The 24,979-nt window shown below is 38.8% G+C and carries 27 protein-coding genes; 13 read left to right on the top strand and 14 right to left on the bottom strand.

Annotated features, from left to right (window positions below; genetic code table 11):
• Position 1 precedes the first annotated feature (1 nt).
• The 7 genes from TEL01S_RS08830 to TEL01S_RS08800 form a co-directional block, all read right to left on the bottom strand.
• Positions 2-931: a 1-phosphofructokinase family hexose kinase gene (locus TEL01S_RS08830; RefSeq protein ID WP_012003739.1), complete on the bottom strand. Its 930-nt coding sequence runs from the start codon at positions 929-931 to the stop codon at positions 2-4.
• 4 nt (positions 932-935) lie between these two features.
• Entirely contained in the window at positions 936-1,904 is a 969-nt protein-coding gene (locus TEL01S_RS08825; RefSeq protein ID WP_012003738.1) for a sugar-binding transcriptional regulator, read from the bottom strand.
• Complete coding sequence (locus TEL01S_RS08820; protein ID WP_012003737.1) at positions 1,901-2,737, bottom strand: carbohydrate ABC transporter permease; 837 nt, start codon at positions 2,735-2,737, stop codon at positions 1,901-1,903. Before TEL01S_RS08820 ends, TEL01S_RS08825 begins: the two co-directional genes overlap by 4 nt.
• Complete coding sequence (locus TEL01S_RS08815; protein WP_028843759.1) at positions 2,737-3,588, bottom strand: carbohydrate ABC transporter permease; 852 nt, start codon at positions 3,586-3,588, stop codon at positions 2,737-2,739. Before TEL01S_RS08815 ends, TEL01S_RS08820 begins: the two co-directional genes overlap by 1 nt.
• A 50-nt stretch (positions 3,589-3,638) precedes the next feature.
• Entirely contained in the window at positions 3,639-4,877 is a 1,239-nt protein-coding gene (locus TEL01S_RS08810; RefSeq protein ID WP_012003735.1) for an ABC transporter substrate-binding protein, read from the bottom strand.
• Positions 4,878-5,054: 177 nt separating this feature from the next.
• Positions 5,055-5,810 (bottom strand): sensor histidine kinase, encoded by a 756-nt coding sequence (locus TEL01S_RS08805; protein WP_228369013.1) that lies wholly within the window; start codon positions 5,808-5,810, stop codon positions 5,055-5,057.
• The gene (locus tag TEL01S_RS08800; RefSeq protein ID WP_028843760.1) at positions 5,788-6,441 is read right to left on the bottom strand and encodes a response regulator transcription factor; all 654 of its coding nucleotides are present in this window, start codon (positions 6,439-6,441) and stop codon (positions 5,788-5,790) included. The genes TEL01S_RS08805 and TEL01S_RS08800 overlap by 23 nt, the downstream gene beginning before the upstream one ends.
• Positions 6,442-6,560: 119 nt before the next feature.
• On the opposite strand from TEL01S_RS08800, the gene TEL01S_RS08795 reads away from it, so the two are divergent.
• From TEL01S_RS08795 to phoU, 5 genes are read left to right on the top strand one after another with little or no spacing between them, the layout of a single operon-like run.
• Positions 6,561-7,397: a PstS family phosphate ABC transporter substrate-binding protein gene (locus TEL01S_RS08795; RefSeq protein WP_012003732.1), complete on the top strand. Its 837-nt coding sequence runs from the start codon at positions 6,561-6,563 to the stop codon at positions 7,395-7,397.
• Positions 7,397-8,263: a PstC family ABC transporter permease gene (locus TEL01S_RS08790; RefSeq protein ID WP_012003731.1), complete on the top strand. Its 867-nt coding sequence runs from the start codon at positions 7,397-7,399 to the stop codon at positions 8,261-8,263. The genes TEL01S_RS08795 and TEL01S_RS08790 overlap by 1 nt, the downstream gene beginning before the upstream one ends.
• A 4-nt stretch (positions 8,264-8,267) precedes the next feature.
• Positions 8,268-9,071, top strand: a complete 804-nt coding sequence (locus tag TEL01S_RS08785; RefSeq protein ID WP_012003730.1) for a PstA family ABC transporter permease — start codon at positions 8,268-8,270, stop codon at positions 9,069-9,071.
• On the top strand, positions 9,064-9,819 hold the full coding sequence (gene pstB, locus TEL01S_RS08780) for a phosphate ABC transporter ATP-binding protein PstB (RefSeq protein ID WP_012003729.1): 756 nt from the start codon (positions 9,064-9,066) through the stop codon (positions 9,817-9,819). Before TEL01S_RS08785 ends, pstB begins: the two co-directional genes overlap by 8 nt.
• 13 nt (positions 9,820-9,832) lie before the next feature.
• Entirely contained in the window at positions 9,833-10,519 is a 687-nt protein-coding gene (gene phoU / locus TEL01S_RS08775) for a phosphate signaling complex protein PhoU (RefSeq protein WP_012003728.1), read from the top strand.
• Positions 10,520-10,532: 13 nt separating this feature from the next.
• On the opposite strand, the gene gyaR is transcribed toward phoU, so the two are convergent.
• The 3 genes from gyaR to TEL01S_RS11055 form a co-directional block, all read right to left on the bottom strand.
• A complete protein-coding gene (gene gyaR / locus TEL01S_RS08770; protein ID WP_012003727.1) occupies positions 10,533-11,516 on the bottom strand; it encodes a glyoxylate reductase in 984 nt (327 codons plus the stop codon).
• Positions 11,517-11,543: 27 nt separating this feature from the next.
• Positions 11,544-12,479 carry a sugar phosphate isomerase/epimerase family protein gene (locus TEL01S_RS08765; RefSeq protein ID WP_012003726.1) on the bottom strand — a complete coding sequence of 312 codons (936 nt, stop codon included), beginning with the start codon at positions 12,477-12,479 and terminating at the stop codon, positions 11,544-11,546.
• 66 nt (positions 12,480-12,545) lie between these two features.
• Complete coding sequence (locus TEL01S_RS11055) at positions 12,546-12,719, bottom strand: hypothetical protein (protein ID WP_154654502.1); 174 nt, start codon at positions 12,717-12,719, stop codon at positions 12,546-12,548.
• A gap of 113 nt (positions 12,720-12,832) precedes the next feature.
• On the opposite strand from TEL01S_RS11055, the gene TEL01S_RS08760 reads away from it, so the two are divergent.
• Entirely contained in the window at positions 12,833-13,684 is an 852-nt protein-coding gene (locus TEL01S_RS08760; RefSeq protein ID WP_028843762.1) for a DMT family transporter, read from the top strand.
• Here the strand turns inward: TEL01S_RS08760 and TEL01S_RS08755 are convergent.
• The 3 genes from TEL01S_RS08755 to TEL01S_RS08745 are packed head-to-tail and all read right to left on the bottom strand — an operon-like array spanning position 13,674 to position 16,808.
• Positions 13,674-15,068 carry an FAD-binding oxidoreductase gene (locus TEL01S_RS08755; RefSeq protein WP_012003724.1) on the bottom strand — a complete coding sequence of 465 codons (1,395 nt, stop codon included), beginning with the start codon at positions 15,066-15,068 and terminating at the stop codon, positions 13,674-13,676. The genes TEL01S_RS08760 and TEL01S_RS08755 overlap by 11 nt on opposite strands.
• Positions 15,061-16,011 carry an electron transfer flavoprotein subunit alpha/FixB family protein gene (locus TEL01S_RS08750; protein WP_012003723.1) on the bottom strand — a complete coding sequence of 317 codons (951 nt, stop codon included), beginning with the start codon at positions 16,009-16,011 and terminating at the stop codon, positions 15,061-15,063. Before TEL01S_RS08750 ends, TEL01S_RS08755 begins: the two co-directional genes overlap by 8 nt.
• Positions 16,008-16,808 carry an electron transfer flavoprotein subunit beta/FixA family protein gene (locus TEL01S_RS08745; RefSeq protein WP_012003722.1) on the bottom strand — a complete coding sequence of 267 codons (801 nt, stop codon included), beginning with the start codon at positions 16,806-16,808 and terminating at the stop codon, positions 16,008-16,010. The genes TEL01S_RS08750 and TEL01S_RS08745 overlap by 4 nt, the downstream gene beginning before the upstream one ends.
• A gap of 120 nt (positions 16,809-16,928) precedes the next feature.
• Between TEL01S_RS08745 and nagZ the strand changes: the two genes are divergently transcribed.
• The 7 genes from nagZ to TEL01S_RS10980 all read left to right on the top strand — a co-directional run bounded on the left by nagZ (position 16,929) and on the right by TEL01S_RS10980 (position 23,995).
• Entirely contained in the window at positions 16,929-18,437 is a 1,509-nt protein-coding gene (nagZ, locus tag TEL01S_RS08740; RefSeq protein WP_028843763.1) for a beta-N-acetylhexosaminidase, read from the top strand.
• Entirely contained in the window at positions 18,434-19,333 is a 900-nt protein-coding gene (gene murQ / locus TEL01S_RS08735; RefSeq protein WP_028843764.1) for an N-acetylmuramic acid 6-phosphate etherase, read from the top strand. The genes nagZ and murQ overlap by 4 nt, the downstream gene beginning before the upstream one ends.
• Positions 19,334-19,386: 53 nt before the next feature.
• Entirely contained in the window at positions 19,387-20,136 is a 750-nt protein-coding gene (locus TEL01S_RS08730; protein WP_028843765.1) for a GntR family transcriptional regulator, read from the top strand.
• A gap of 22 nt (positions 20,137-20,158) precedes the next feature.
• The gene (locus tag TEL01S_RS08725) at positions 20,159-21,652 is read left to right on the top strand and encodes an ABC transporter substrate-binding protein (protein ID WP_028843766.1); all 1,494 of its coding nucleotides are present in this window, start codon (positions 20,159-20,161) and stop codon (positions 21,650-21,652) included.
• Positions 21,649-22,602: an ABC transporter permease gene (locus TEL01S_RS08720; RefSeq protein ID WP_028843767.1), complete on the top strand. Its 954-nt coding sequence runs from the start codon at positions 21,649-21,651 to the stop codon at positions 22,600-22,602. Before TEL01S_RS08725 ends, TEL01S_RS08720 begins: the two co-directional genes overlap by 4 nt.
• 9 nt (positions 22,603-22,611) lie before the next feature.
• Complete coding sequence (locus TEL01S_RS08715; protein ID WP_028843768.1) at positions 22,612-23,439, top strand: ABC transporter permease; 828 nt, start codon at positions 22,612-22,614, stop codon at positions 23,437-23,439.
• A gap of 364 nt (positions 23,440-23,803) precedes the next feature.
• Positions 23,804-23,995: a hypothetical protein gene (locus TEL01S_RS10980; protein WP_144313088.1), complete on the top strand. Its 192-nt coding sequence runs from the start codon at positions 23,804-23,806 to the stop codon at positions 23,993-23,995.
• Between the two features lie 52 nt (positions 23,996-24,047).
• Here TEL01S_RS10980 and TEL01S_RS08710 read toward each other — a convergent pair whose 3' ends face one another.
• Entirely contained in the window at positions 24,048-24,971 is a 924-nt protein-coding gene (locus TEL01S_RS08710; protein ID WP_012003715.1) for a sugar-binding transcriptional regulator, read from the bottom strand.
• Positions 24,972-24,979: the final 8 nt, after the last annotated feature.

Here is a 24,979-nt window from a genome sequence, read left to right as displayed (position 1 = left end):
ATTATTCCTCCAGTATCTCAACTAATGGAAGTTGACTCTCCAGGTCTTCGATATTGAAAATAGCAGCTCCATATCTTAGAGTATTGGCCATGCCGCATGCTGTCGCAAAAATAGACCTTTCTCTGAGTGATTTTCCCAAAGCTTCGCTGTACAGGTATCCAGCAAAGAAAGAATCCCCAGAGCCAACGGAAAAATCCGAGTAAACGATTTTCGGTTTTACATGAAAAATTGCCTCCTCACTTAAAATTGTCGATCCTTCTTTCCCTTTTGTAATACACAGAACTTCTATGTTGAAAGTTTTTCTCAACTTATTGAGTTGTGTTAAACTTATGTCCTCCAGTTCAAAGGCTATTTTCAATTCCTCGGCATTTACTTTAACCATTTCAGGTTCATACTTGACCAGTTCTTTTAACCATTCGCCGGATATGTCTACCATAAGCCTGCATGATTTCTCTTTTATAAGCTGTGCTACTTTCGACATGTCTTTTGTTCCGAAACCTCTTGGAGCGCTGCCTGAGATCACCACAGTACTTTCTGGAATTAGCGAGAAGGTAATAAATGAGATAAATTCTTCTATTTCTCTTTTTTTTATAAATGGTCCGGGTTCATTTATCATGACCATCTTTTTCTCGTATTCGTAAACAACCGCTGTGTTGATTCTATTTTCATCTTCTATCCAGAACTCTACTGTCTTGAGATTTTCCTCTCTGCATTTAGAAGAAATTATCTTACCCACATCTCCTCCTAATATGTTTAAACATACGTAATCTTCGAAACCAAGTGTTCTGAAGACCCGTGCTATGTTTAAACCTTTGCCATCAACCAGTTTTACTATTGAATCGCCTCTCAGAACATTTGGAGTTTTTGGAGGGTTTGATATTATAACCCAGTGATCGTAACATGGGTTTAGATTCATTATCTGGATTGTCACAGGTCTACCTCCAATCTCTTTCCGCAGCATATTCGATAACATTTTTTGCGGTGTTTATATCTGTTATCAGCACATCGGTGAGCTTTCCCTTGAGCAGGCCAGCAATGCTTTCAATTTTATGAAAACCTCCAGCAACAACAATTTTTAGTCTGGATTTCATATATTGCTCAAAAGTTATATTATTTACTTTTTTCATGAAATCCAGATCATATATTTTTCCATTGATATCAAAATAATGTGTCAGGACATCGCCAACAATCTTGAGTTTTTCAAGCGTGTTCAGAGTTGATCCATCGAAAACATTCTGTCGGAAGAGCGGTGAACGGGATATTGAGTACCCAACACTGCAAATAACTATATCCAGGTTGTTCCACATCGAATTTATAAAAGTAAATTCTTCTGTATTTTGAAATTGCTGCTTTTGCTCGATGTTATCCATAAGGAATGGAAAGTAAACAGGAATCGATTTCGCATTCAGGCGCTCTGCAAAATTCTGTGCTATGAAATTTGAATCAAAATGCCTGTCAGATAACTTGAAAGTTCCCCCAGATAGAGGAACTATTTTCCAGTTATGCTTTTGCAGGTTGTATTCGTATGTCGCGAGTGTGTACATAGTGGTTCCCCAGCCTATGCCTATGTTAAGGGATTCATCAGGTAGACCGGATAAAAACTCCCAGGCTTTTCTTGCGAGAGATTGAAGCAAGAGTTGATTGTTACTGTGGCTATTCGTAAGCAGCAATTTTTTCAAATCAAATTTTTCCTTGAACAATTTTGCATATTCTATTTCGAGTTTTTCTGGTATTTTCGGTGGTATTACTTCTATACGGACTATCTTTCTTTCAACAGCCATTTTCAAGTATTTGCTAACCTGAACCCTTGATACGCCAAGTTTTCTGGCAATGTCCTTCTGTAGCATGTTTTTTACATAGTAATCGAATGCCACTTCAAACAGTAAGTCATCACTTATTGTCATTCCTTCACCGCCCCGCTGACAAGTCCTGAAATGAAATATCTTTGCAACAATATGAATACAACAAGTGGTGGCAATGTAGCAAACACAGAACCTGCAAATAAAGGTCCCCAGCGAGTTTGATACTGGCCAACGAATACTGAGAGAAATGTTGGTATTGTCTGGAGTGCCTTGCTTGTCAGTAAAGACATTGAGTACAAAAGCTCACTCCACGCAAACAAGAATGCATATACTCCTACTGCCGCAATGCCAGGAAGAGTTACCGGAAATATAATTCTTAGAAAAGCTTTCGTCCGAGTACATCCATCTATGAGTGCAGCTTCTTCAAGGGATTTTGGAACTGATAGAAAAAAGCTCCTGAGAAATACAATGGTTATAGGTGTGGTGAATGGAATATAAGCTAAGATTAAACCAATATGTGTGTCAAGGAGTTTTATCCAGTCGAGAAACTTGAATATCGGTACCAAGAAAACTATCATCGGAAACATTTGAAAGATCAAAACGCTTATAAGTAAAGTGTTTTTCCATTTGAATGAATATCGTGAAAAAGCGTAAGCCGGGAAGAGGCCTATCAATAAAGAAAAAATCATTGTACCAGTGCCAACAATTATGCTGTTAAAAAAGTAATTTTTGAAGTCCAGATTTGATATTTTATGATAATGTTCAGTAGTCCAACTTTTCGGAAGGTACATTATCGGGTAACTATATATTTCCTGATATGTTTTAAAAGATGTCAGAACAAGCCATATGAAAGGAAAAGCTATGACAAATGATATAACGCCGAGCAGAATATATGAAACAATCCTTATTGTTTTCTTCTTAGTACTTCTTTTCATCAAGCAGCCACTTCCTTTGACATATTTCTTGTGAAAAGATATGCTATCAGAAAGACTAACAGAAATAAAATGTTAGACAGAGCAGCGGATTTATTGTATTCCAGAAACCTGAAACTGAGTCTATAAATATAAGTCACAATTGTTTCAGTCCCGTAATTTGGCCCACCACCAGTCATTACGTAGATCAAAGGGAAATAATTTATTGTCCATATAATGGTTAACATTAATGTGGTCATCATCACGGGTTTTAACTGGGGTATGGTGACATTCCAAAATCGTCTGTATGCATTTGCCCCATCTATTTCTGCTGCTTCATAAAGCTCCTGAGGAATTGTCTGAATACCAGCCAGAAAAAACATTCCACAAAGGCAAAATCCCTTCCAGATATTCGCGATAATAACAGAAACCATTGCCATATTCGGAGTGGCAAGCCAGGCTATGTAGTCTCTTATAATTCCGGCTTTCATAAGAAGATCGTTCAGCACACCGTACATATCGTTATACATCCATTTCCACATGACACCAGCGACAATATCCAGAGTTGCCCACGGAAGGATTAGAATGATTGTTCTGAAGAACACCTGTCCTCGTTTGATCTGATTGAGCAAGAGAGCAACGGCAAGTCCAAGAGAAATCTGACCCAGGACACTTCCAAAAACCCATACAGCAGTGTTTTTAATGGCTTTGTAAAAAATCTGGTCTTTGAAGATATCAAGGTAATTTTTAAAAGTGAATTTACCATCATCTGAGAAACTCATCACAATATTTGAGATTGTCAGAAATATTACGAAAAGAACTATCACAATAACATAAGGCAAAACCATCCTGAGCGCGATTTTTCCCTCTTTCAAAACCTCTCACTCCTGACTGATGGGCGGGACAAGCCCGCCCGATTTATAGTTTACTTCGCTCCAAGTATTTTATTAACATTTTCTGCTGCTATTTTAATAGCCTCCTCTGGTGTGAGTTCGCCAAGTAAAACTCTCTGTACCATTGTTTGAATTTGTTCTGATATTTGTGGATACTGAGGAATAGGAGGTCTTGCTACTGCATGTGGGAAAGTTTCAAATATTATTTGCCATTTAACGTCATTAGCAAGCTTGGATTTCTTACATACGTCCATCCTTGTTGGCATGGGACCGCCTTTTTCCTCTACCCATTTCATCCAAACATCAAAACTTGTCAGGTATTCTGCAAGTTTCCAGGCATCTTCTTTGTTTGGACTTGAGCTTGGAATAACCAAAGCCCATCCTCCAAGGACACTTGCAGGTTTTGCATCATATGGATGAAGTGCTACCGAGTATTTTCCAGCAATATCTGGGTTGGCAGCTTCAATCAACGGGAATGACCATGGACCACCTATTGCCATGGCAACACGGTTCTGTGCCATCATATTTCGGTAATCATCTTCATGATACTGAATAGCGTTTGGGCTAACATTGTATTTTTTTGCAAGGTCTGTGTAGAATTTCAACGCTTTAAGCCCTTCAGGTGAATCGAAAGCTGCTTTTGAATAGTCATCTGTTAGAAGTTTTCCACCTGCGGCGTACAGAAACATCATATATCCAAGGGTGGTATGCTCTGTTTTAGTACCGCTGACACCGTAGCCATATATCCTATTTTTCGTATCTGTAATTTTCAGCGCCGCATCCAGAAGTTCATCCCATGTTTTTGGAGGATTATCCGGGTTGAGGCCAGCTTTCTCAAACATTGCTTTGTTGTAAAGTAAAAGTCTGCAATCTGTATACCATGGTAACCCATATCTGATCTTTTTGTAAGTCACAGTAGGCCATAGATTCGGCCATATCTGAGCAGTCCCTTCCCAGTTTTTAAGATGTTCTTCCATCGGCTCAAGCCAGCCCTTTTCTGCAAAGGTTGGGACCCAGCCACCAAGGTCTGCAAAAGCAAGATCTGGACCCTTTCCAGCCTGCAGTGCTGTGACGAGTTTGTCGTAATAGGTGTCAAAACCAAATAACTGAACTTCAACAGATATTCCGTATTTTTCTTCAAAAGTTTTAATGACAGAGTTCCATGTTTCGTCAAGCTCTGCAACCTGTCCTCCTATCCATATCGTCAATGTCTTCGAGAAACTTAGAACGCTCACAATTGCCAGGAATAAACACAAAACTGTCTTCTTCATATTCACCCCTCCTTATGTGTGGTTACATATGTAACTTACTTATGTAACTCAAAAATAAGTTTATCAGTTTTGTTTTTTCAATGCAAATTGGATTTTGGAGTTTAAGTGTGAGGAAGCGAAAATAAAAAAGAGCTTTCTGGTGAAAACCCCACCTTAAATGCTATTAGAGTTGTTATATTATGGAATTTCGAGAAAAATCTTTGTCCCCTTATCGACGATGGAGTGAATAGCCCACGATAAAGACAATTTCCTGAGTATGTGTTTAACAATAGCAAGCCCAAGGCCAGAACCGGAGAAAGTTCTCGCGTTACTTGCCCGGTAAAAACGGGCCGTTATATTCTTGAGATCTTCTTCAGGAATTCCAACTCCTTTATCTTCGATAATCAGGGTGTCTTTTTTGGCGTGAATGATAATGTCTCCGTTTTGATTCGAATATTTAATTGCGTTAGAAATCAAGTTTGCCAGAGCTATTTTGAGTGCCTCTGTGTCAGTCTTTATGATCTTGTTCACTTTGATATGCACGAAGAGATTTTTTTGCTTGATTTTTTTGTCGTATTCCGAAATCACTTCATCTATCAATATTTTCAAATTTATTTTGACTTTCTCCGGAATGTACTCCTGCTGTTCCAGTTTTGAGAGTAGTACCAGCTGTTCAATTATTCTTTGCATTCGTTTTAAATGTTTTTCCATTTTTCCAAGCGTTTCCTGAACATATTCACCTTCTTTTGCTATTTGAAGTAATCCCAGTAATGCTGTTATTGGTGTAAATAATTCATGCGCCACTGCATTTACGAAAAATGTCTTTGAATCGCTCAAAATTTGTTTTTCCTCAAAGATGCCACCATTGCTTGGATAAAAAATTATCACATCTGGTTTGAGAACCATTAAGGGTTTATATTTTTCAGCTATCTCATGCCAGTTTATATCCGACACCGTGCACAGTCACCAGCCTCTCTTTGCCGAGTTTTTTTCTGAGTAAACTCATGTACACGTCTACAATTCTCTCACTCCTATCCTCGTTTTGCCAGACATTGTCTAATATTTCGCTTCTGGTAAAGACTTTCTTAGGGTTTTCAAAAAACATCAAAAGAATCTCAAATTCTTTTGCTGAAAGCTCCACAGATTCGTCGTTTATCAGCAGAATTCTTTCATTTACGAGCAATTTCATGTCTTTGTGTGTTAGTTCACGTTCAGCAAACATGTTTTTTCTCCTAAGCATGGCTCTGACTCTCGCGACCAGCTCTCTTGGATGAAACGGTTTTGTCACATAATCGTCTGCTCCCATTTCAAGACCGAGAATTTTATTTCTATCTTCTCTTAGAGCTGTCAAAACTATTACGTAGGTTTTGGGGCACATAACACGAATTGTGGGTATTTCTTCCATCGCATCCCCATCAGGTAGCATTAGATCAAGCACAATTAAATCAAAACACTCTTTTTCGATATAATCATACATTTTTTCAATGGAATCTGCGGTTTTTACCTCATGAGAATCCAGTTTTAGATACCTGCATATAACATCACTGACATCTTGTTCGTCTTCTACTACAAGTATCGAAGCCATAGAATCCCTCCATTTGAATAATGCCATGAAGATGTTAAAAAGTTTTGATACTTTTTCATAACCTTTCGAAATCCCTGCGGCATAAAAGAATTGGGAGAAAACAGAAGGAGGTGTTATTTGTGAAAAAGATTTCTGTGTTTTTGTTAGTGCTGGTAGCAATAGCTATTCTGGGAGAAACCCTTGTAATTAAGGGCTCAAACACTATTTATCCAATTGCACAGCTGTGGATTGAAGAATTTCAGAAAATGTATCCAGATGTGGTGGCAACTCTTGAAGGAGCAGGCTCAAGCACAGGCATCAAGGCTTTGATGAATCAGACAGCTGATATCGCTAACGCAAGCAGGTTTTTAAAGTCAAGTGAAATTGAGGCCATGCATGAACAGAAAAAATACTTTGTCCCGCTGGTGATAGGATACGATGGTATCGCTGTTATAGTTAATCCAGATCTGGGAATTGATTCTATATCCATCGATACACTCTACAAAATTTACACCGGTCAGATAACAGAATGGAGTCAAATTGATTCGAAATTACCAAAAAAGACGATTGTTGCCTATTCTCGAAACACTGCTTCTGGAACATTTGAGGTATGGCTGGAAAAGGTTTTGAAAGGGGACAAACTTTCGCCAAGAATTCAGATGGTTGAATCAACACAGGCAGAAATTGAGAGTGTCGCGAGAAACCCATACGCGATTGCTTACACAGGTATGGGTTATGTTACCGATCAGGTTAAAGCATTAAAGATTGATGGCATAGAACCATCAGTACAAAATGTTCTCGCTGGAAAATATCCTTTGAGCAGACCTCTGTTTGTGTTTTTTGATTTAAGCCGTTTTGGTAACGCATGGCCTGAAAAAGGTATTGTGGCAAGTTATATAAGGTTTATCTTATCGCCTGAGGGACAGAAAATAGTTGAAAAAGCTGGCTATATACCAGCTTATGGAACAGGTAGATAATGAGGAAAACAGGCCAGTTTCTTTTTTCTCTGATAGTTTTTATGGCTGCCATACTCGTGGCAGTCGCGCTTTTTGGTATCGTGTATTTTCTTTTTGCTGAATCCCTCAAGGCGATCAAAGAAGTAGGTTCAGACCTTTTTTCCGCAAACTGGTTTCCCGTGTGGGATGAACCAGAGTTTGGTATTAGAACCATGCTCCTTAATTCTTTGTTGCTAACTATCTGGACGAGTGTTGTTGTGTGGATAATCGGCATTATAGTTGCTTTTTATCTTCATAGTTATGCTGGAAAAAATGAAAAAGAATTTATGCTCAGAATTTTTGAATTTGTCAGCGGAATACCGTCAGTCGTTCTCGGATTTTTTGGCGTAGTTGTTCTTGCCCCAGTTCTTCTAAAAGTAGGGGCCTGGACAGGGCAAAATTTTTTGAACGCTTCTTTAATGCTTTCTGTGTTCACTTTACCGTTCATGATTAGTCTGTCATATCAGTCACTGGAAAAAGTCCCAAAGGAGATCTCCTATGCTGCCGTGGCAATTGGAGCGAAGCAGTTATCAGTTATGGTTGTCGAACTGAGGTATGCGATGCCTGGTATTGTTAATTCTATGATGAATGTATTCAACAGGATTTTCGGTGAAACAATGATAGTACTTATGGTTTCGGGCGGAAGTAATATGCTTGTCAAATCTTTCTTTGATCCTATAAGGCCTTTAACAGCAACTCTTGGAAGTGAAATGGGGGAGGTTGAAATTGGGAGTGTGCATTACAGTGCGTTGTTTTTCATAGGTTTTCTGCTTCTGATTATTTCATTGCTCCTGACCGTGCTTGCAAATTACATAGTAAGATGGCGAGAAAGATGGATAAGGGGTTGATTGAATGAAGTGGTTTTTCAGATTGATAAGCTACAGTATTCTTGCTGTTATGGTAGCAGTTATATTGCTCATAATCATCCCTGGTATAAATGCCTTCTTTCGACCAGGTTTTTTCACCGAGTTTCCCAGATCAGCAATGGCGGAAGGTGGAATATTTCCTTCTATAATAGGCTCTTTTCTCCTAATGGTTTTCGTTTTTCTTGTGACAATACCTCTTGGATTGTTGGGGTCGATATTTATAAGTGAATTTGCACCAAAGCGTTTCTCTGTTTTTCTTCAATCTCTTGCAGGTACTATGAACAGCATCCCATCGATAGTTTACGGGCTATTTGGGTTGAGTTTCTTCTGTGTCAGATTAAGATTTGGAACATCTTTGATATCGGCTTCATTAACTTTGTCAACGATGGCGATACCTTTTTTTATAAATAATGCCGTTGAATTTCTCAGAGCTGTTCCCAGGGAACTCCGCGAAGGTGTTGTTGCCCTTGGTGCAAACAAAGTTCAGACAACCATGATGGTTCTGAAATCGGGTAAAAGTGGTCTTTTAACCACTTTGATGCTTACACTCGGGAGGGCTTTCAGTGAAACAGCACCGATTTTGATCACAGGAGCTGTTTTTTATGCCACAAGGCTTCCTGGGAGGCTTACTGATCCAATAATGTCTTTACCAACGAGTATTTACGCGATTGTTATGAATCTTGGGCAGAAATCCCAGTGGATGGCTCATGGAATGGCGAGTTTGATGACAATTGTTATGATTTTGATTTATTCCATTGTTCAAATAATAAGGAGGCATAGAAATGGATGAAATTATTTTTGAGATAAAGGATCTTTGCGCATATTACGATACCCACAGAGTTCTTGATCATATCAATGTGCAGATAAAATCTAAAAGGATAACTGCGATTATGGGCCCGTCTGGTTGTGGAAAAAGTACATTCTTAAGGTGCTTGAACAGATTAAATGATCTTGTTGATGGATTTTCAATGGTCGGTCAGATTTTTTACAGAGGACAGGATATATACCAGATCAAAGATCTAACACAGTATCGCCGAAAAGTGACCATGGTTTTTCAGAGGCCTAACCCTTTTCCAATGTCGGTATTTGACAATGTTGCATATGGGCTCAGGTTAATGGGCATAAAGGATCGTTATTTGATAAGGGAAAAGGTGGAAAATGCTTTGAAACGAGCCGCTCTCTGGGATGAAGTTGAAGATAAATTAAAAAAACCCGCAGTCCAGCTTTCGGGGGGCCAGCAGCAAAGACTTTGCATAGCAAGAGCACTTGCTGTTGAACCAGAGGTGATACTTCTGGATGAACCAACATCGGCACTTGATCCCATTGCAACAACTAAGATTGAAAGACTTCTCGAAACTATAGCAGAGGAATACACGGTGGTAATTGTAACGCATAGTATGGGGCAGGCCCTTAGGATAAGTGATGAAGTGATGTTTTTATATCAGGGTCGTCTGGTAGAATACGGTGTGACATCACAGATTGTTAAAACTCCAACTCATGAAATGACGCGGCAATTTTTAACTGGTAAGATAGGTTGAAGGAGAGGTGTAGATGACAGGTAGAACTATACATTATGAGAAGGAAATGCTTTTTTTAAATGAGAAACTTGCTGAGTTTATAACAGGTGTTGAAAATCTATTTGAAAAGACCCTTTATGCTATTCAATCTGGTGATGAGCATGTTATCAAGCAAATAGAAAATATGGATGATTACTTTGATTCACTCGATCTTAAAATTCAAACAACTGCATTCGATATAATCGGGAAATATCAGCCTCTTGCCGATGATTTGAGGTTTGTTGTTGCAATGATAGGTCTTTCAGTGGATCTTGAGAGGATTGCCGATGAATGTGTAAATATCGCACAGCTAAGCAGGCATACCCAGAGGGGCGTCGAAGGTTTCACAGCGTGGAAGACATTGAATGAGATGATAAAAATCATATTGACAATGTTCAAAGAGATAGTCGAGGCTGTTCAGCATAAAGATCTCGATCTTGCGATAAAAGTGTGGAAAAAAGATGATCAGGTTGATTTTCTTCATAACAGGGGTCACGAGAATCTCATTGATTTTGCATGTAAAGAAACAAGCCCAAGAATGATGAGATTGTACCTGGAGGAAGCCTTTTTAATCAGGCATTTGGAGAGAATAGCAGATCATCTAACAAATATTTCAGAAAAACTTTATTTCATGGAGACAGGCAAGCAACTTAAAGAGGTCCTCAGAAAAGAAAAAGGGTGAGTAAAACTCACCCTTATTTTTTCAACACCTCTGTATTCACAAGATTAGGTGGAATTTCTCCATAAAGTGCTTTAACAAGATTTTCAGCTGCCATGACAGACATTTTTGTTCTCGTTGTATAAGATGCTGATCCAATATGTGGCGTGAGGATCACATTATCCAGTTCAAGTAACTCTGGTTCAATTTGTGGCTCTTTCTCGAAAACATCAAGCGCAGCACCCCTGATCCATTTATTCTTCAAAGCTTTAACAAGAGCTTTTTCATCAATTACTGGTCCGCGAGCGGTGTTTATCAGATAAGCTTCCTTTTTCATCATCCGGAGTTCTTCCTCTCCAATTAAGTGATATGTTTCTTTTGTTAGTGGCAAATGCAATGTCACGAAATCTGATTCTCTCAGCAGTGTGGAAAGATCTACAAAAGAAGCGTTCAATTGCTTTTCAACATCTTCAGGAGCTCTTTTCCTGCTGTAATACAGAACTCTCATGTTGAAACCTGATGCACGCCTTGCTACAGCCTGGCCTATTCTGCCAAAACCGACAACTCCAAGGGTTGCACCATAGATATCTGTCCCAAGCATAAGCATTGGCTGCCAACCATTAAATTTTCCTTCTCTGACAAATTTGTCTGATTCAACTATTCTTCGAGCAATTGACATCATCAATGCCCAGGCAAGGTCAGCTGTTGTTTCTGTCAGGACACCCGGTGTATTTGTTACCATGATTCCTCTTTTTGTTGCTTCTTCAATGTCGATATTGTTATAACCGACAGCGTAGTTTGCTATAACCTTTAACTGTTTTCCTGCTGCTTCCATCACATCTTTGTCAATTACATCTGCCAGGAGGCAGAGAATACCATCCACTCCCTTTACTTTGTCGATAAGAACATCTTTTGGCAAAACTCCGTCGTAGTTACCGATCTGCATTTCACAGTGTTGGGAAATCATTTTTAAGCCTTCATCTGGTATTTGTGCTGTTACAAAAACTTTTGGTTTTTTCAAGCCTTATACCTCCCTTCAATTAGTAAATTACTTTAACAGATTTCCATAAGCAGATAAAAATATTCTTTTTGCGTTTGCCACAACAAGATCGGGATCTTCACCAGGAAGTGGTTTGACCTCAAAGGAAATTACGGGTTTTTCTGTGGCTGTTTTTTTGTCAAAGTAACCAGTTTTTTCTAATGATTTTAGAAAGTAAGTTAATTGCTCAACGTCGTTAGCTCCATGATCTATTCCAAATCTCGGGTGGAGATCGCCGTATGCAGGATGGTCTTTTTTGAGAACAGCGTTTCCTATATGAACATGCGTGATAAATGGCGAGAGTAATTGTATTGTGTAAAAAGAATCTTCGAACACCAGTGGTTGGTGAGAAAGATCAATAGTTAAACCAAAGTTCTGATGATAGCTTCTTACATATGAAGCTATCTCGAAGGCCACAGGCGCCGGACCGATCAGCGCTTTTTTGTCTATTGACCAGTCAAAGATCTCCAGATTTATCCCGACAGAGTGGTTAAACTGTTCGCTCAATTGCTGTGAATATTGACAGAGCTCTCTTAAAGATTTTACAAGCTGTTTTTTTGCCGCTTCAAGTTGATCTTCCTTCACCATTTTTCCACTTAACAGTGCCACGGCTTTTGCTTTTGTTAGATAAGCTTTGTCTATGGAGTTTTTGATTTCCTCAACGGCTTTCTTTCTATTTTCCTCTTTTAAAGAGTTTAAATTTAATCCTTTTGCTAAAATCAGTGGCTGAGCAGCAATCAACAGTTCCACTTTTGCAATTTCACACATCTTCGCGATTTTTTCAAGTACTGGCTTTTCCACCAGAGCACTTATCTCAATAGCTTGAAAAAATTCGTCTATCAGGACTTTTTTCACAGTTGACAATATCTCTTCTTCAGTTTTCGCATCCGGATAAGCCATAAAATGTATTAGTCCCATGTGAAATCTGCTGTGCCAGGGGTACATTTTGTTCCCTCCTTTAATAATTACCCAGCGAATCAAGATTTACAGCATTCTCCGCTGCCTTTTCTTTTATGCAAATGCTAAATTCCCTCTTTCCGTGTTCATGATGGAAACAGTTGATTTCGACATATAAAGCTTTTTTCTCCTCAGCAGATACTTTTCTAATGTTATTTTGAAGCCGGATTGCTCAGGGAATTTTGCAGCATTTTCACGGGATGTATAAACGATCATCGCTTCTTTCACGCTCCAACCTCCTACATAAATAAGATAACATCTAATGCTGTTGAGATTTCATGAAGATATATCTGAAACAAAGTCGATACTTTGGAGATCTATAAAGATAGTATGATTGAATCATGAAAGATATGGGAAGATCAACATCTTTTATTTATCTGGTAATCACGGCAATATTGTGGAGCCTTGGTGGAGTGTTGATAAAATTAGTTGATTGGAATCCAATTGCGATAGCCGGTTCAAGAAGCGCTATTGCAGCGATTGTTATGCTTATTTATTTGAGAAAACCCAGGTTAACCTGGAGTATTGATCAATTACTTGCAGCTTTTTTCTATGCAGGAGTCGTTATTTTGTTTGTGATGGCAAACAAGTTCACAACAGCAGCAAATGCAATATTGCTTCAATACAGTGCCCCCGTTTATGTTGCTTTGCTTGGTTCATGGCTTTTAAAGGAGAAAGCAAACAGATATGATTGGCTGACAATTGGTTTGGTTTTCTCTGGTATGATCCTTTTCTTTCTGGATGAGCTTGATTTCGGAAATTTGCTTGGCAATATATTTGCAATTTTGAGCGGGATTTCTTTTGCTTTCATGATTGTTTTTTTAAGAAGACAAAAGAAATCTTCAACGACAGAATCGGTTTTTCTTGGTAATATTTTTGCAGCATTGTTTTCGCTTCCTTTTATGACAGAACCATTGCCTTCCCTATCAGGGTTCTTGGGAATAATACTTCTTGGAACTGTTCAGCTTGGGATATCTTACATACTGTACTCAATTGCAATAAAACATGTAACTGCACTTGAAGCCATACTTGTTCCTGTTCTGGAGCCAATTTTAAATCCCGTCTGGGTTTTCATTGCCACAAAAGAAACGCCCGGAAAATGGGCCCTTCTGGGAGGAACGGTAATACTTTGTTCGGTAACGTGCAGGTATGCTTTTCCGGTCATAAACAAAAAACTCAAACTCAAGACATAAATAATTTCGAAGGATTCAAAATGTTTCCGGGATCTATCGCTTTTTTGATTTTTTTCATCAAGTCTATTTCTTCCTGACGGAAAAATATGGGCAGGTATTTTTTTCTCTTTAGTCCAACACCGTGCTCTCCAGTCATACTTCCTTCTAACTGCGCCGTGATCTGATAGAGTTCTTCTAAGGATTTTTCAGTTGACAACTTCCAGTTTTCATTGTTCATTGACTCCGGTTTGAGGAAAGTCACATGGACATTTCCATCGCCAACATGGCCAAAATTTAAAACTTCGATGTTGTTTTTTCTGGCTATCTGATAGGTAGATTGGATCAACCTGGGTATGGCATTGATTGGAACACTTACATCTTCCATGCAATGTTCTGGTCTGAAAGCAATTATTCCCTCAGCTATTGCCTTTCTGAATTTCCATATCTTCATCTTTTGATGTCTGTTATCTGCTATGTAAACTTCCATTGCTCCCATCTGCTGAAGTTTCTCGCCGAGTGATATATACAGTTTGATTAAGCTTTGCCTGTCAGATGAATCAATCTCGAATATCAGGTGACATCCTGCTTCTTGATAAGGTATGGCCTCGTTCAGAAATCTGGAAGCCATCTGTACTGAATATTTGTCCATCAACTCTATAGATGTAGGGAGGATTCCAGATTGAGAAAGTACTTTCGGTACGCACCTAACAGCATCGTCAATGCTTTCAAAAGGTGCGAGAAGTACAGCGGAATATTTTGGCTTTGGAATCAATCTGAGTATTATTTTTGTCACTATTCCAAGTGTGCCTTCGCTTCCTATGAAGAGTCTTATCATATCGTATCCCATGACATTTTTCATCATTTTTCCACCAAAGTGGACTATTTCTCCTGTGGGCAAAACGACTTCTATTCCAAGAACATGATAGCTCGTGGGACCATACTTTAATACCTTTACGCCCCCTGCGTTCTCTGCCACATTCCCACCTATTGAAGAACTTTCGCTGCTGGCAGGATCTCCTGCATAAAATAAGCCATGTTCTTCAGCGAGCTTCTGTATCTCGTCTGTTATGACGCCGGGCTCTACAGTGACAGTCATATTTTCTGCGTCAAATTCGATTATATGATTCATTTTTTCCAGTGATAATATCAGTCCATTTTTTTCAGCAACAGCCCCACCAGACAGACCTGTGCCGGCGCCTCTTGGTGTGACTGGAATTTTGTGATTATAGGCAAATTTCATTATCTCACTTACTTCGTTTGCACTGTTAGCAAAAACAACTGCCATTGGCAAAGGAGGCCTCACACCGCTTGTCTCATCTTTCGAATATCTTTCGAGTTCTTCAACATCTGTCTTAATATTTTCCTCGCCCACGATTTTCCTGAGATGTTCTATAATGCTATTCATTAGTTTCATCCTCCAGGTATTTAGTTATCTGTTCAAGGGTACTGCATGCATCTGAAACTATTCCTATGTCTGCCACCTTGAAGATTGGAGCGTATTTATCTTTGTTAATAGCGATAATGATTTGTGAAGTTTGCATCCCGGCAAGGTGCTGTACAGCACCAGATATGCCTGCAGCAATGTAGATTTTAGGTTTGACTACTTTTCCACTTAATCCAACCTGGTGATCAAAAGAGATCCATTTTGCATCTACAACGGCTCTTGTTGCGCCAACTGCTCCATTGATTAATCGGGCAAGTTTTTCAGCTATCTGAACATTTTCTTTTTTCCTGAGTCCCTTTCCAACAGATATTACTACCTCTGAATCTTCTATTTTCGCTTCTTTTTTCTCTGTAAATCCTATCAATTGATATTTGTCGGTTGTTTCGGTAATTCTTTTGAAAATGATCTCGCATTTTTGTTTTTTCACCTGTAAGATTGGAAAGACTTTTGGCCTGACTGTTGCCATTTGAGGCCGGTGATTTGGGGTGATTATTGTCGCCATGACATTTCCACCGATCGCTGGCCTTGTTTGTAAAAGGTTTCCATTTTCATCGACATCGAGTTCTGTACAATCTGCCGTTAAGCCTGTTTTCAGTTTAGCTGCGAGTGCTGGCATAATAGTTCTTCCAAAAGTGGTAGCTGGTGCAAGTATTATAGTTGGACTGTATTCCCTGACAGTTTTTTCCACATACTCTATCAATGGTTCAGGTGAAAGTCTTTCCATTTTTTCGAAAATCAGAACGATTATTTTATCGGCATATTTTTTTAAAATGTCTATATCTGGATTTTTCGTGCAACACAATATAAGCATCAGCTGAGAATTTATTTTTTCTGCCATTTGGTTTGATTTACTTAGCAATTCCAGGGTAGTTCGATCAGTGCGATCGTTGAGCACACATATCATTTCACTGCACTTCCTTTGTATGGCTTTAGAATCTCCACGATTTCTTTTATTCCTTTTGAAACATCTTTTCCTGAGTATATGAAACAATTTCTTGAAAATTTAGTATTATAAACTTTCACGACTCTTGTAGGGGAAGCTCTTAGGCCGACTTCGTTCTGAGAAAAGCCGAGATCCTTTGCTGTGTATATCTCAACTTTTTTACCAAGCGCCGCTTTTTTGCCAGATAATGTTGGCAGTCTTGGCTCGCTTACAGTTCTTAAAACTGCAAGAACCGCTGGTAGTTTTACCTTCCATACCTCATACGCATCTTCTGTGGTTCTTTCAGCCACTATTGATTGTTCTTCAATTGCTATGAATTTTGATACATAGGTTAACACAGGCAGGTTCAAGAGCATAGCGAGTTCTATCCCAACCTGACCTGTTTCACCATCGGTGGCTTTTTCGCCGCAAAGAACAAGATCGAACGAGATATTCAGTCTTTTAATTGCTTCAGACAAAGTAAAGCTGGTAGCCCATGTATCTGAACCTGCAAAAAATGGATCGCTCAGAAGTATTGCTCTGTCTGCTCCAAGAGCGTATGCATCTTTCAAAACTTCCTCGCAATTCATTGGGCCCATGCTCATTACCGTTATATGTGCCTGATGGGATTCTTTCAGATTCAATGCTAATTCAAGAGCATGCATGTCAAGAGGGTTCATAATAGCATCCAATCCCTCACGAATCATGGTTCCAGTTTCTGGATCTATCTTTACCCTATCTGTGTCCGGTACCTGTTTTGCAAGAACAAGTATTTTCATGCTGATAACACCTCACTCTATCTGCTGTACATATCTTATACCATAAATGACCATAATGTAAAGACATATTGTCTGAATATCTGATATAATAATCCCAGAAATTCATTAAGGAGGATGGATATGAGCTTAGAAAGCCTTGCTGGGGAGCTTTTTATGGTTGGTATAGATGGTACGGAATTAACTGATGAGACTGCGCGCGTTCTTGAGCAGGTTAAACCTGGTTTTATCATACTTTTTTCAAGAAACATTGAATCTCCGGAGCAACTTTACCAGCTGATCAAAGAGCTCAGAAAAGTTGTCAAAAAGCCTGTAGTCTTTTCCATAGATCAGGAAGGAGGAATTGTAACAAGGCTTAGAAATGGATTTACAGTGAGCTGTGGAGCGATGGCCCTTGCGGCGACGAAAGATGAAAACAATGCATATCTCGCTGGGAAGATTCTGGCTTTGGAAATGAAATCTCTTGGAATTACGTGGAATCTTGCCCCGGTGCTTGATATAAATGACAATCCGAATAACCCGGGAATTGGAGTGAGAAGTTTTGGGGACACACCGCAAAAAGTGATAAAGTTCGCCAAGGCTTTTTACAAGGGTTTAAGCGAGGAATCAGTCGCAGCCTGCGGTAAGCATTTTCCTGGAAAAGGAAGTGTGGAAGTTGATGCGCACTTAGATATGCCTGTTTTGCAAAAATCTCTTGAAGAACTCAAAAGATGGGAATTGATACCCTTTGTTGAGCTTATGAAAGAAGGTTTAGAAAGTATCATGCCGAGCCATATACATTTACCACAATTGCAACCAGACAGGCTGCCAGCTACGGTTTCAAAAGAAATACTCACAGATTTGCTCAGAAAAACGTTGAACTATCATGGTATAGCTGTGGCTGATGATCTGTTGATGGGTGGCATAACAAAAGCTATGTCTGTTGAAGATGCGGTGATTAATTCATTCAAATCAGGTATGGATGTTTTAAGTTTATGTCATGAACCACAGGCTCAAATTTCTGCCAAAAAAGCTTTACTTGAGCAGATAAAGAAAAATCCTGAGCTTGAAAAAAGGTTATCTGAATCTCTTGGAAGAATTAAAAATTTTAAAGAGAAATTCTATTTAAAAACGTTTCCCGATGAAATATCATTTGATTTTTCTGATCATGAAAAGATCATGGACAAAATAGCAGAACAATCTATAACTCTTGTGAGCGATGAAGATAAGATGATTCCTCTTGAGTTATCTGTGAATGATTGTGTGATCACTGTGAAAACAAGCAGGCTTGTTCAGGTTCAGGAAACTCAAACGGGTATTCCATGGGTTGCGAAGGAATTGTCAGAAAAATTTGGTTGTGAATTGTTGGTGGTTGATAAAGATTCAAAATTGGTGAAAAAAGGTAAAAAATGTGTTTTTTTCACGGAAAATGCTCATCTCAGTACCTGGCAGAGTCGATTGCTCGAACAGGCAAGAAGCAATTTCAGACAGTTGCTTGTTGTGGCAATGAGAAATCCGTATGATTGTTTTCTTGTTAACTCATCTTCTATATGTTCTTACAGTTATGAAATGGTTTCCCAAAGGGCACTTTTTAAGGTTTTGCTCGGAGAGATTAAACCCCTTGGAGAATTACCAGTGGAGGTGTTCAAATGAGTCTGTCCAATTTACCTACAGAAATGGTGAATCCCAAAACAAGAAATCTTGATGCGAGAGATACTTTCGAAATACTCAAACTCATTAACGAAGAAGACGCACTTGTGGCTCTCGCAATAAGAGAGGTGTTGGCAGAAATAGATAAGGTTGTCCAAATGTGTATAAACTGCCTTGAAAAGAACGGACGCGTATTTTATGTAGGAGCTGGAACGAGTGGTAGAGTTGCATATGTAGATGCTGTTGAATTGATTCCCACTTACAGCCTGCAGGAGGGTGTATTTATTCCAATAATAGCGGGTGGCACTCAAGCACTTGGAAAATCTGTAGAAGGCGTAGAAGATGATGAAGAAGGTGGAAAAAATGATCTATTTTTCTACAAACCTTCTGAAAAAGATGTTGTTATTGGAATAGCTGCCAGTGGAAGGACACCTTATGTAGCAGGTGCTTTAAGATATGCTAAGCAGTGTGGTTGTAAAACCGCTCTGATATGTAATGTGAGAAAACCTCTTCTGGCCGAATACGCTGATGTTGTGATTGCTGCTGAAACTGGGCCAGAGGTTGTAGCGGGCAGCACGAGAATGAAAGCCGGCACAGCGCAGAAGATGATTCTAAATATGATAAGTACAACTGTTATGGTTAAGATGGGCAAGGTTTACGACAACCTCATGGTTGATGTTATGGTTTTAAATGAAAAACTTAGAGAAAGAGCTCAGAATATAGTTACTCACATAACAGGTGTAGATAAACAGACAGCAGAGATTTATTTAAAGAAAGCTGATTACAATGTGAAAGTAGCGGTATTGATGATTTTGTCAAAAAATGATGTCGAGGAATGCAGAAAAATACTACAAGATCAATCAAATCTTAGAAAAGCTTTACAGATAGCAGTTAGATAAGTTTTTTGCTATTATTTAAACATCGCTAAAATTTATGAGAAAGGGGATTGAAAATGGATAAAGAATACCCCATTCCGCTTTATTACAAAGTTTATCAGAATTTGAGGCAGAAAATTCTTGATGGTGTCTACAAACCAGGTGATAGAATACCACCCGAATCTGAGCTGGTGCAAATCTATAATGTGAGCAGATTAACAGTTAGAAGAGCTCTTGAGGAATTGAGATCAGAAGGTTTTATAACGAGAGCAAAGGGCAGAGGTACTTTTATCACTGGTAAGAAAGAAGAAGAGCAGATGAATGTACTTAAAGGTTTCACTGACAAAGCGAAAGAAGAAGGATTCGCCGTAAAATCCATCGTTCTTGAAAACAAATTGGTGGAGGTTCCACCAGATCTTGCAGAGGTATTTGCGATTGACCAGGGGACAATGGTTATATTGCTGAAACGAGTGCGTTATATGAACGAAGAGCCCGTGGCAATAGAAAGTGCTTATTTGAATACTTCTGTTGATGTCAGATTACTGAATATCCTGAAAAGAGATATGTCAAAGGAATCTCTCTATGATTTTTTAAGAGCAGATTTGAAATTGCCGCTTTTGAGGGCATACGAGATTCTTGAGGTCACGCAAGTATCTGGCATGGATGCTAAATATTTGAATGTTTCAGCAGGCCTGTGCGCTTTGCTTAGAAAACGTTACACTTACACTACAGCTAACAAATGCCTGGAATTTGTCAGATCTATTTATAGAGGAGACAAATACAGATTCAAAATCGAACTAAAAACAACTGGTGTTTTTGAAAAATGAAAACCATAAAGGGGGTGCTTTCATGAAGAAGTTTTTGGTAGCTATTCTGGCAGTTTTTGCAGTAGCTGGGATTTTTGCAGCTGATGGAAGATTGATTATCGCTATGGAAACAGAACCTGTAGGTCTTGATCCACACCTTGTTACAGCTTTCGCATCTCACAGGGTTTTGGAAAATATCTACGATGGTTTATTCAGATATGATGAAAATATGAGATTAATACCAAACCTTGCCGAAGAAGCCAAAGCTGTGGATCCTTATACAATTATTTTCAAAATCAGGGAGGGTGTGAAATTTCACGATGGGACTCCTTTAACCGTTGAGGATGTGCTTTTCAGTTTTCAAAGAATATTGGATCCGGACACAAAATCTCCTGCTGCCGCGTTTTATCAAGATGTCGAATCTATCAAAGCCATAGACAACAACAAAATCGAGTTCAAGCTGAAAAAACCCATGGCAAGCGCACTTTTACCTAATTTCGCGGGCGTGAATAGCTCAATAGTTTCCAAAAAATTTGTTGAATCTGGAAAAAATATGCAACTTGAAACAAACGGAACAGGTCCATTCTATTTAGCCGAATATGTACCCGGGAATTACATCATTTTGAAGAAAAATCCTTATTACTTTGTGAAAGATCAACCCAAATTCGATGAAATCAGAATCGTTTTCATGCCCGAAGAAGTTTCCAGAGTAGCGGCTTTGAAGAATGGCGATGTTGATATAGCCAAGATCAATGAGCCATTGAATCTCAAGCAATTCCCAGAAGGTAAATTCAAAATCTACAGATCACCGGTACTCAGTTATTACCTGATAGGTATTAACACCACGAGAAAACCTTTGAACGATCCAAGGGTGAGAAATGCGCTTAACTACGCTATCAACAGAGAAGCCATTATAAAAGCTGTTGCTTTTTCCGAAGGAGTAGTAACAGGCCCGTTGAATCCAGCTGTTCAGCCATGGGCACTTCAACCAAAGGCTTTTGATGAATACACATACAATCCTGCAAAGGCAAAAGAGCTTTTGGCACAAGCTGGTTATCCAAATGGTTTTGAGTTCGAAATTGTAGCATCACAGAGATATAATTTCGATAAAGTTGCGCAGGTTATTCAAGCTCAACTTGCGGAAATCGGTGTTAAAGTGAAGATCAACCTGGTCGAATGGGGTATATTCGTCAAAAAGTGGCGTGAGAGCGATTTCGATGCCTTCATTTCTATGAACAGCGGATCAATAGAACCTGATATTCAATTTTACAGAACATTCCATACCGGTGGATCGACAAATGTTTTCCTGTATTCAAATCCAAGGGTTGATGAATTACTCGATCTCGGGAGAAGTGAAGTCGACATATCAAAGAGAAAGGCTATCTACGATGAATTGCAAAGGATCATCGTAAAAGAATCACCCGTTATATTCCTGTACAGTGCAAATCAGGTCTTTGTGAGTAATGCATCTGTTGAAGGTTTCAAACTTCTTGCAAACGAGAGTCTTGTATTTTTAAGGGAGACCTATAAGAAGTGAGTTTCGGTTATCTTATAAGACGTATTATCACATCAATTCCAACAGTTCTGTTTGTTGCTTTTGTAGTTTTTATAATAATACACCTTGTTCCGGGCGATGTCGTAGATATGATGCTTGGAACTCAAAATTATTTGACTCAAGAACAAATACAAGAACTGTACAAACAATATGGGCTTGATAAACCTTTGATTGTTCAATTTGGTGTATGGTTAAAAAATTTAGTGACACTTGATTTTGGAACGTCGTTAAGGTCAGGAAAAAAGGTGGCAGCCCTGATAGCCGATAGATTTCCTGTGACTCTGGAATTATCTATATTATCGATGTTTTTCGCAACTATTATAGGAATTCCACTTGGTATCATCGCTGCTATCAAGAAAAATTCTTTCACCGATGGTCTGGTCAGAGTTATTGGATTGGTAGGCCTTTCGTCCCCATCTTTCTGGGTGGGGGCGATTTTGATTGTCATCTTCGCGGGGTTATTCAAAGGCTTTAACATTTTTGGTTATGTGCGCATGCAAGAAGATTTCTTGAAGAACCTGCAGGTTATGTTCCTGCCATCTCTGACACTTGGTTTGATGCTTTCGGCTCAGATTATGAGAATGACAAGATCATCAATGCTCGATGTTTTACAGCAAGAATATATAAAGACCGCAAAAGCAAAAGGAGTAAGCTACTCAAAACTCATAGGAAAACATGCTCTTAAAAATGCTCTGATACCGATCATAACACTTTCAGGCATCCAGCTTGGATATCTTCTGGCAGGGACGATTGTTATAGAAAACATGTTTGCTCTGCCGGGGCTGGGAAGATTACTTTTACAAGCGGTTAACGAGAGAGATTATCCAGTAATACAGTTTGTGGTGATGTTCATAGCCTTGATAATAGTTGCTCTGAACATAGTTGTTGATTTCATATATACACTAATTGATCCTCGAGTCGAGTTAAAGTGAGGTTTCACGATGAATAAAACAATAAGAAGGTTTTTCAAAAATTATTTGAATCTCATTTCCTTAGTAGTTTTGCTGGCAGTTATAATTATAGCCTTTATTCCGGAAATTTTTTCACCTTACGACCCTTATTCGATGGATTACAACGCTATACTCGAACCGCCTTCTTTAAAGCATTTTTTTGGAACAGATCAATTCGGCAGGGATATTTTTTCAAGATGTATTTTTGGTCTTCAGAAAAGTGTGATAATCGCGTTCAGCTCGATTTTGATTGCCTCGTTTTTTGGTTCAATTCTGGGATTGATAGCTGGATATTATGGTGGTTTCTGGGATTTGTTGATCATGAGGATTTGCGACGGGTTTTTTGCATTTCCCTCGTTGATTCTGGCGCTTTTTATAGTAGCACTGTTTGGTGCAACCCTTATTAATATGATAATCGCTGTTGGTGTAGTTTATATACCGATTTTTGCAAGAACGGTACGAGGAGCTGCTTTATCTATTAGAGAGAGTTTGTTTGTAAAGGCGTCAAAGGTAATAGGAAAAAGTGATTTAAAAATAATGATTGAAGATGTGCTATTAAATTTATCTTCAATATTGATTGTCACTTTCACAACTAATCTCTCTACAGCTTTTCTCACCGAGGCATCGCTTGGTTTTCTTGGATTGAGCGTGCCACCACCAGAACCAACCCTTGGTGGTCTGGTTGGTCAGGGCACGGCATTTTTGCTCAGTGCCCCATGGGTAACACTGTTCCCGGGATTTGTCATAGCCCTCATTGTTTTGAACCTGAATATTCTTGGAGATGGTTTGAGAGACCTTCTCGATCCAAAAAACAAGTAGGCATTTCTTTCTAATACCTTTTTTCAGTTGCAAAATATTACAAAAGGACCAGTAATTGGTCCTTTTTTTGTTCCCATCTCTTTCAGAGAGGACCTTCTTTCGGACTAAAAAGAGAGGAGGAGGAAGGAATGGAGGAGGAAAGTTTCCATCTCTTTCAGAGAGGACCTTCTTTCGGACTCTACGTTTTTGAGTATACCATAAATAAAGGGCTATTTGTATCTAAAATTCATAACCTGGTGTTAACAATGTTAGTGCATGTCTAACATTAACCCTTTTTCATCACTCTTTTTGGCTTCCCATGCGGATTCAGGACCTATTTCTTAAAAGTAGCTTGTTTTCGCTATGTCTATTTTTTGAGGGAGGTTTGAAGATTTTGCTTAAAATCATTGCAAATTACTGTATCAGTGACCTGATCTTGTTTTACCATCTTTTTTCACTTGTCAATGATCTGACTCTTAACCTATTCCCGCCGCACTACATGGTTTGGAATGTTTTACTTCAAGCTATGCTTTTTAGATATCTTACATTCATCTTGAGTCCCACGATTTTGTTATAACACATTACATGTTCTTTAGAACAATTCAACCATTCACTGAAAATAGAATTTTTTATTTGTTTTCTACAAGATTTCTTGCAGTAGAGATATCTGTTATAAGTCCTGAAATCCACCCACCTTTTAATGCGGCTTTAAGAGGTAAAACTTTTTCTTTGCCCGCAGCCATAACTACAAATACTGGTATTTTTTGAATGGCATTCCAGTCAATGGATACTATTCTATCATCAAGAGAAGTTTGCACTGGCTTCCCATTTTCGTCAAAAAATCGCATAAGAACCTCTCCAACACAGCTCAACTTTTCAAGCTGTTCCATTGTTTCTTTTGAAACTAACTTGGTCTTTAACAGTGTACTTTCCTGACCCATACATCCCATTCCAACAAAAGCTATATCGACCTCAGATGCCTCCATAAGTGCTTTTTTTACTGAAGGTTCTTCTTTTATTGAAGGATTTTCTACAAGAACCGGTACAGCTAAAGGTATATACTGAGCTGAAATAGCTTCAGCCAGAATCCAGCTTATACTGTAAGGGTTTCTCTGGCCAATAAAACTGCCTGTTAAATCATGAACAGAACACTTGTGGTGTATTTGGATAATCTTCTGGGAAAGATGTGGAGCCATTGAGCTGACAGTTGTGCTCCATCCAAGCCCTATTCTCGATGGCTTATGGTCAGCTATGAACTTCAGCAAAAATTCAGCACCAAATTGTCCAAGTAGATTTCTGTCTTCAGGAGCAACAACTGCTATTTTTAATCCAAAAAGTTTTTTCAGCTCTTTTTCCAGAATATAGTATTCTGGTAATGATCGATTAATTCTAACCTGTACTATCCCTTGATTTTTTGCAACAGACAACAATCTGCTGACTTTTGTCCTTGTTATACCAAGTTCTTCGGCTATTTCTTGCTGAGTGTGTCCATCCACATAGTACATCCAGGCAATTATAGTCATCAGATCTTCGTTGCTTTGAAAACCCAGCATCAACAGTT

The organism is Pseudothermotoga elfii DSM 9442 = NBRC 107921 (assembly GCF_000504085.1).
In the GTDB taxonomy this organism is placed as follows: Bacteria; Thermotogota; Thermotogae; order Thermotogales; family DSM-5069; genus Pseudothermotoga_B; species Pseudothermotoga_B elfii.
The sequence above is the reverse complement of the archived record's forward strand: the minus strand, read 5'-3'. Positions and strand labels throughout refer to the sequence as shown.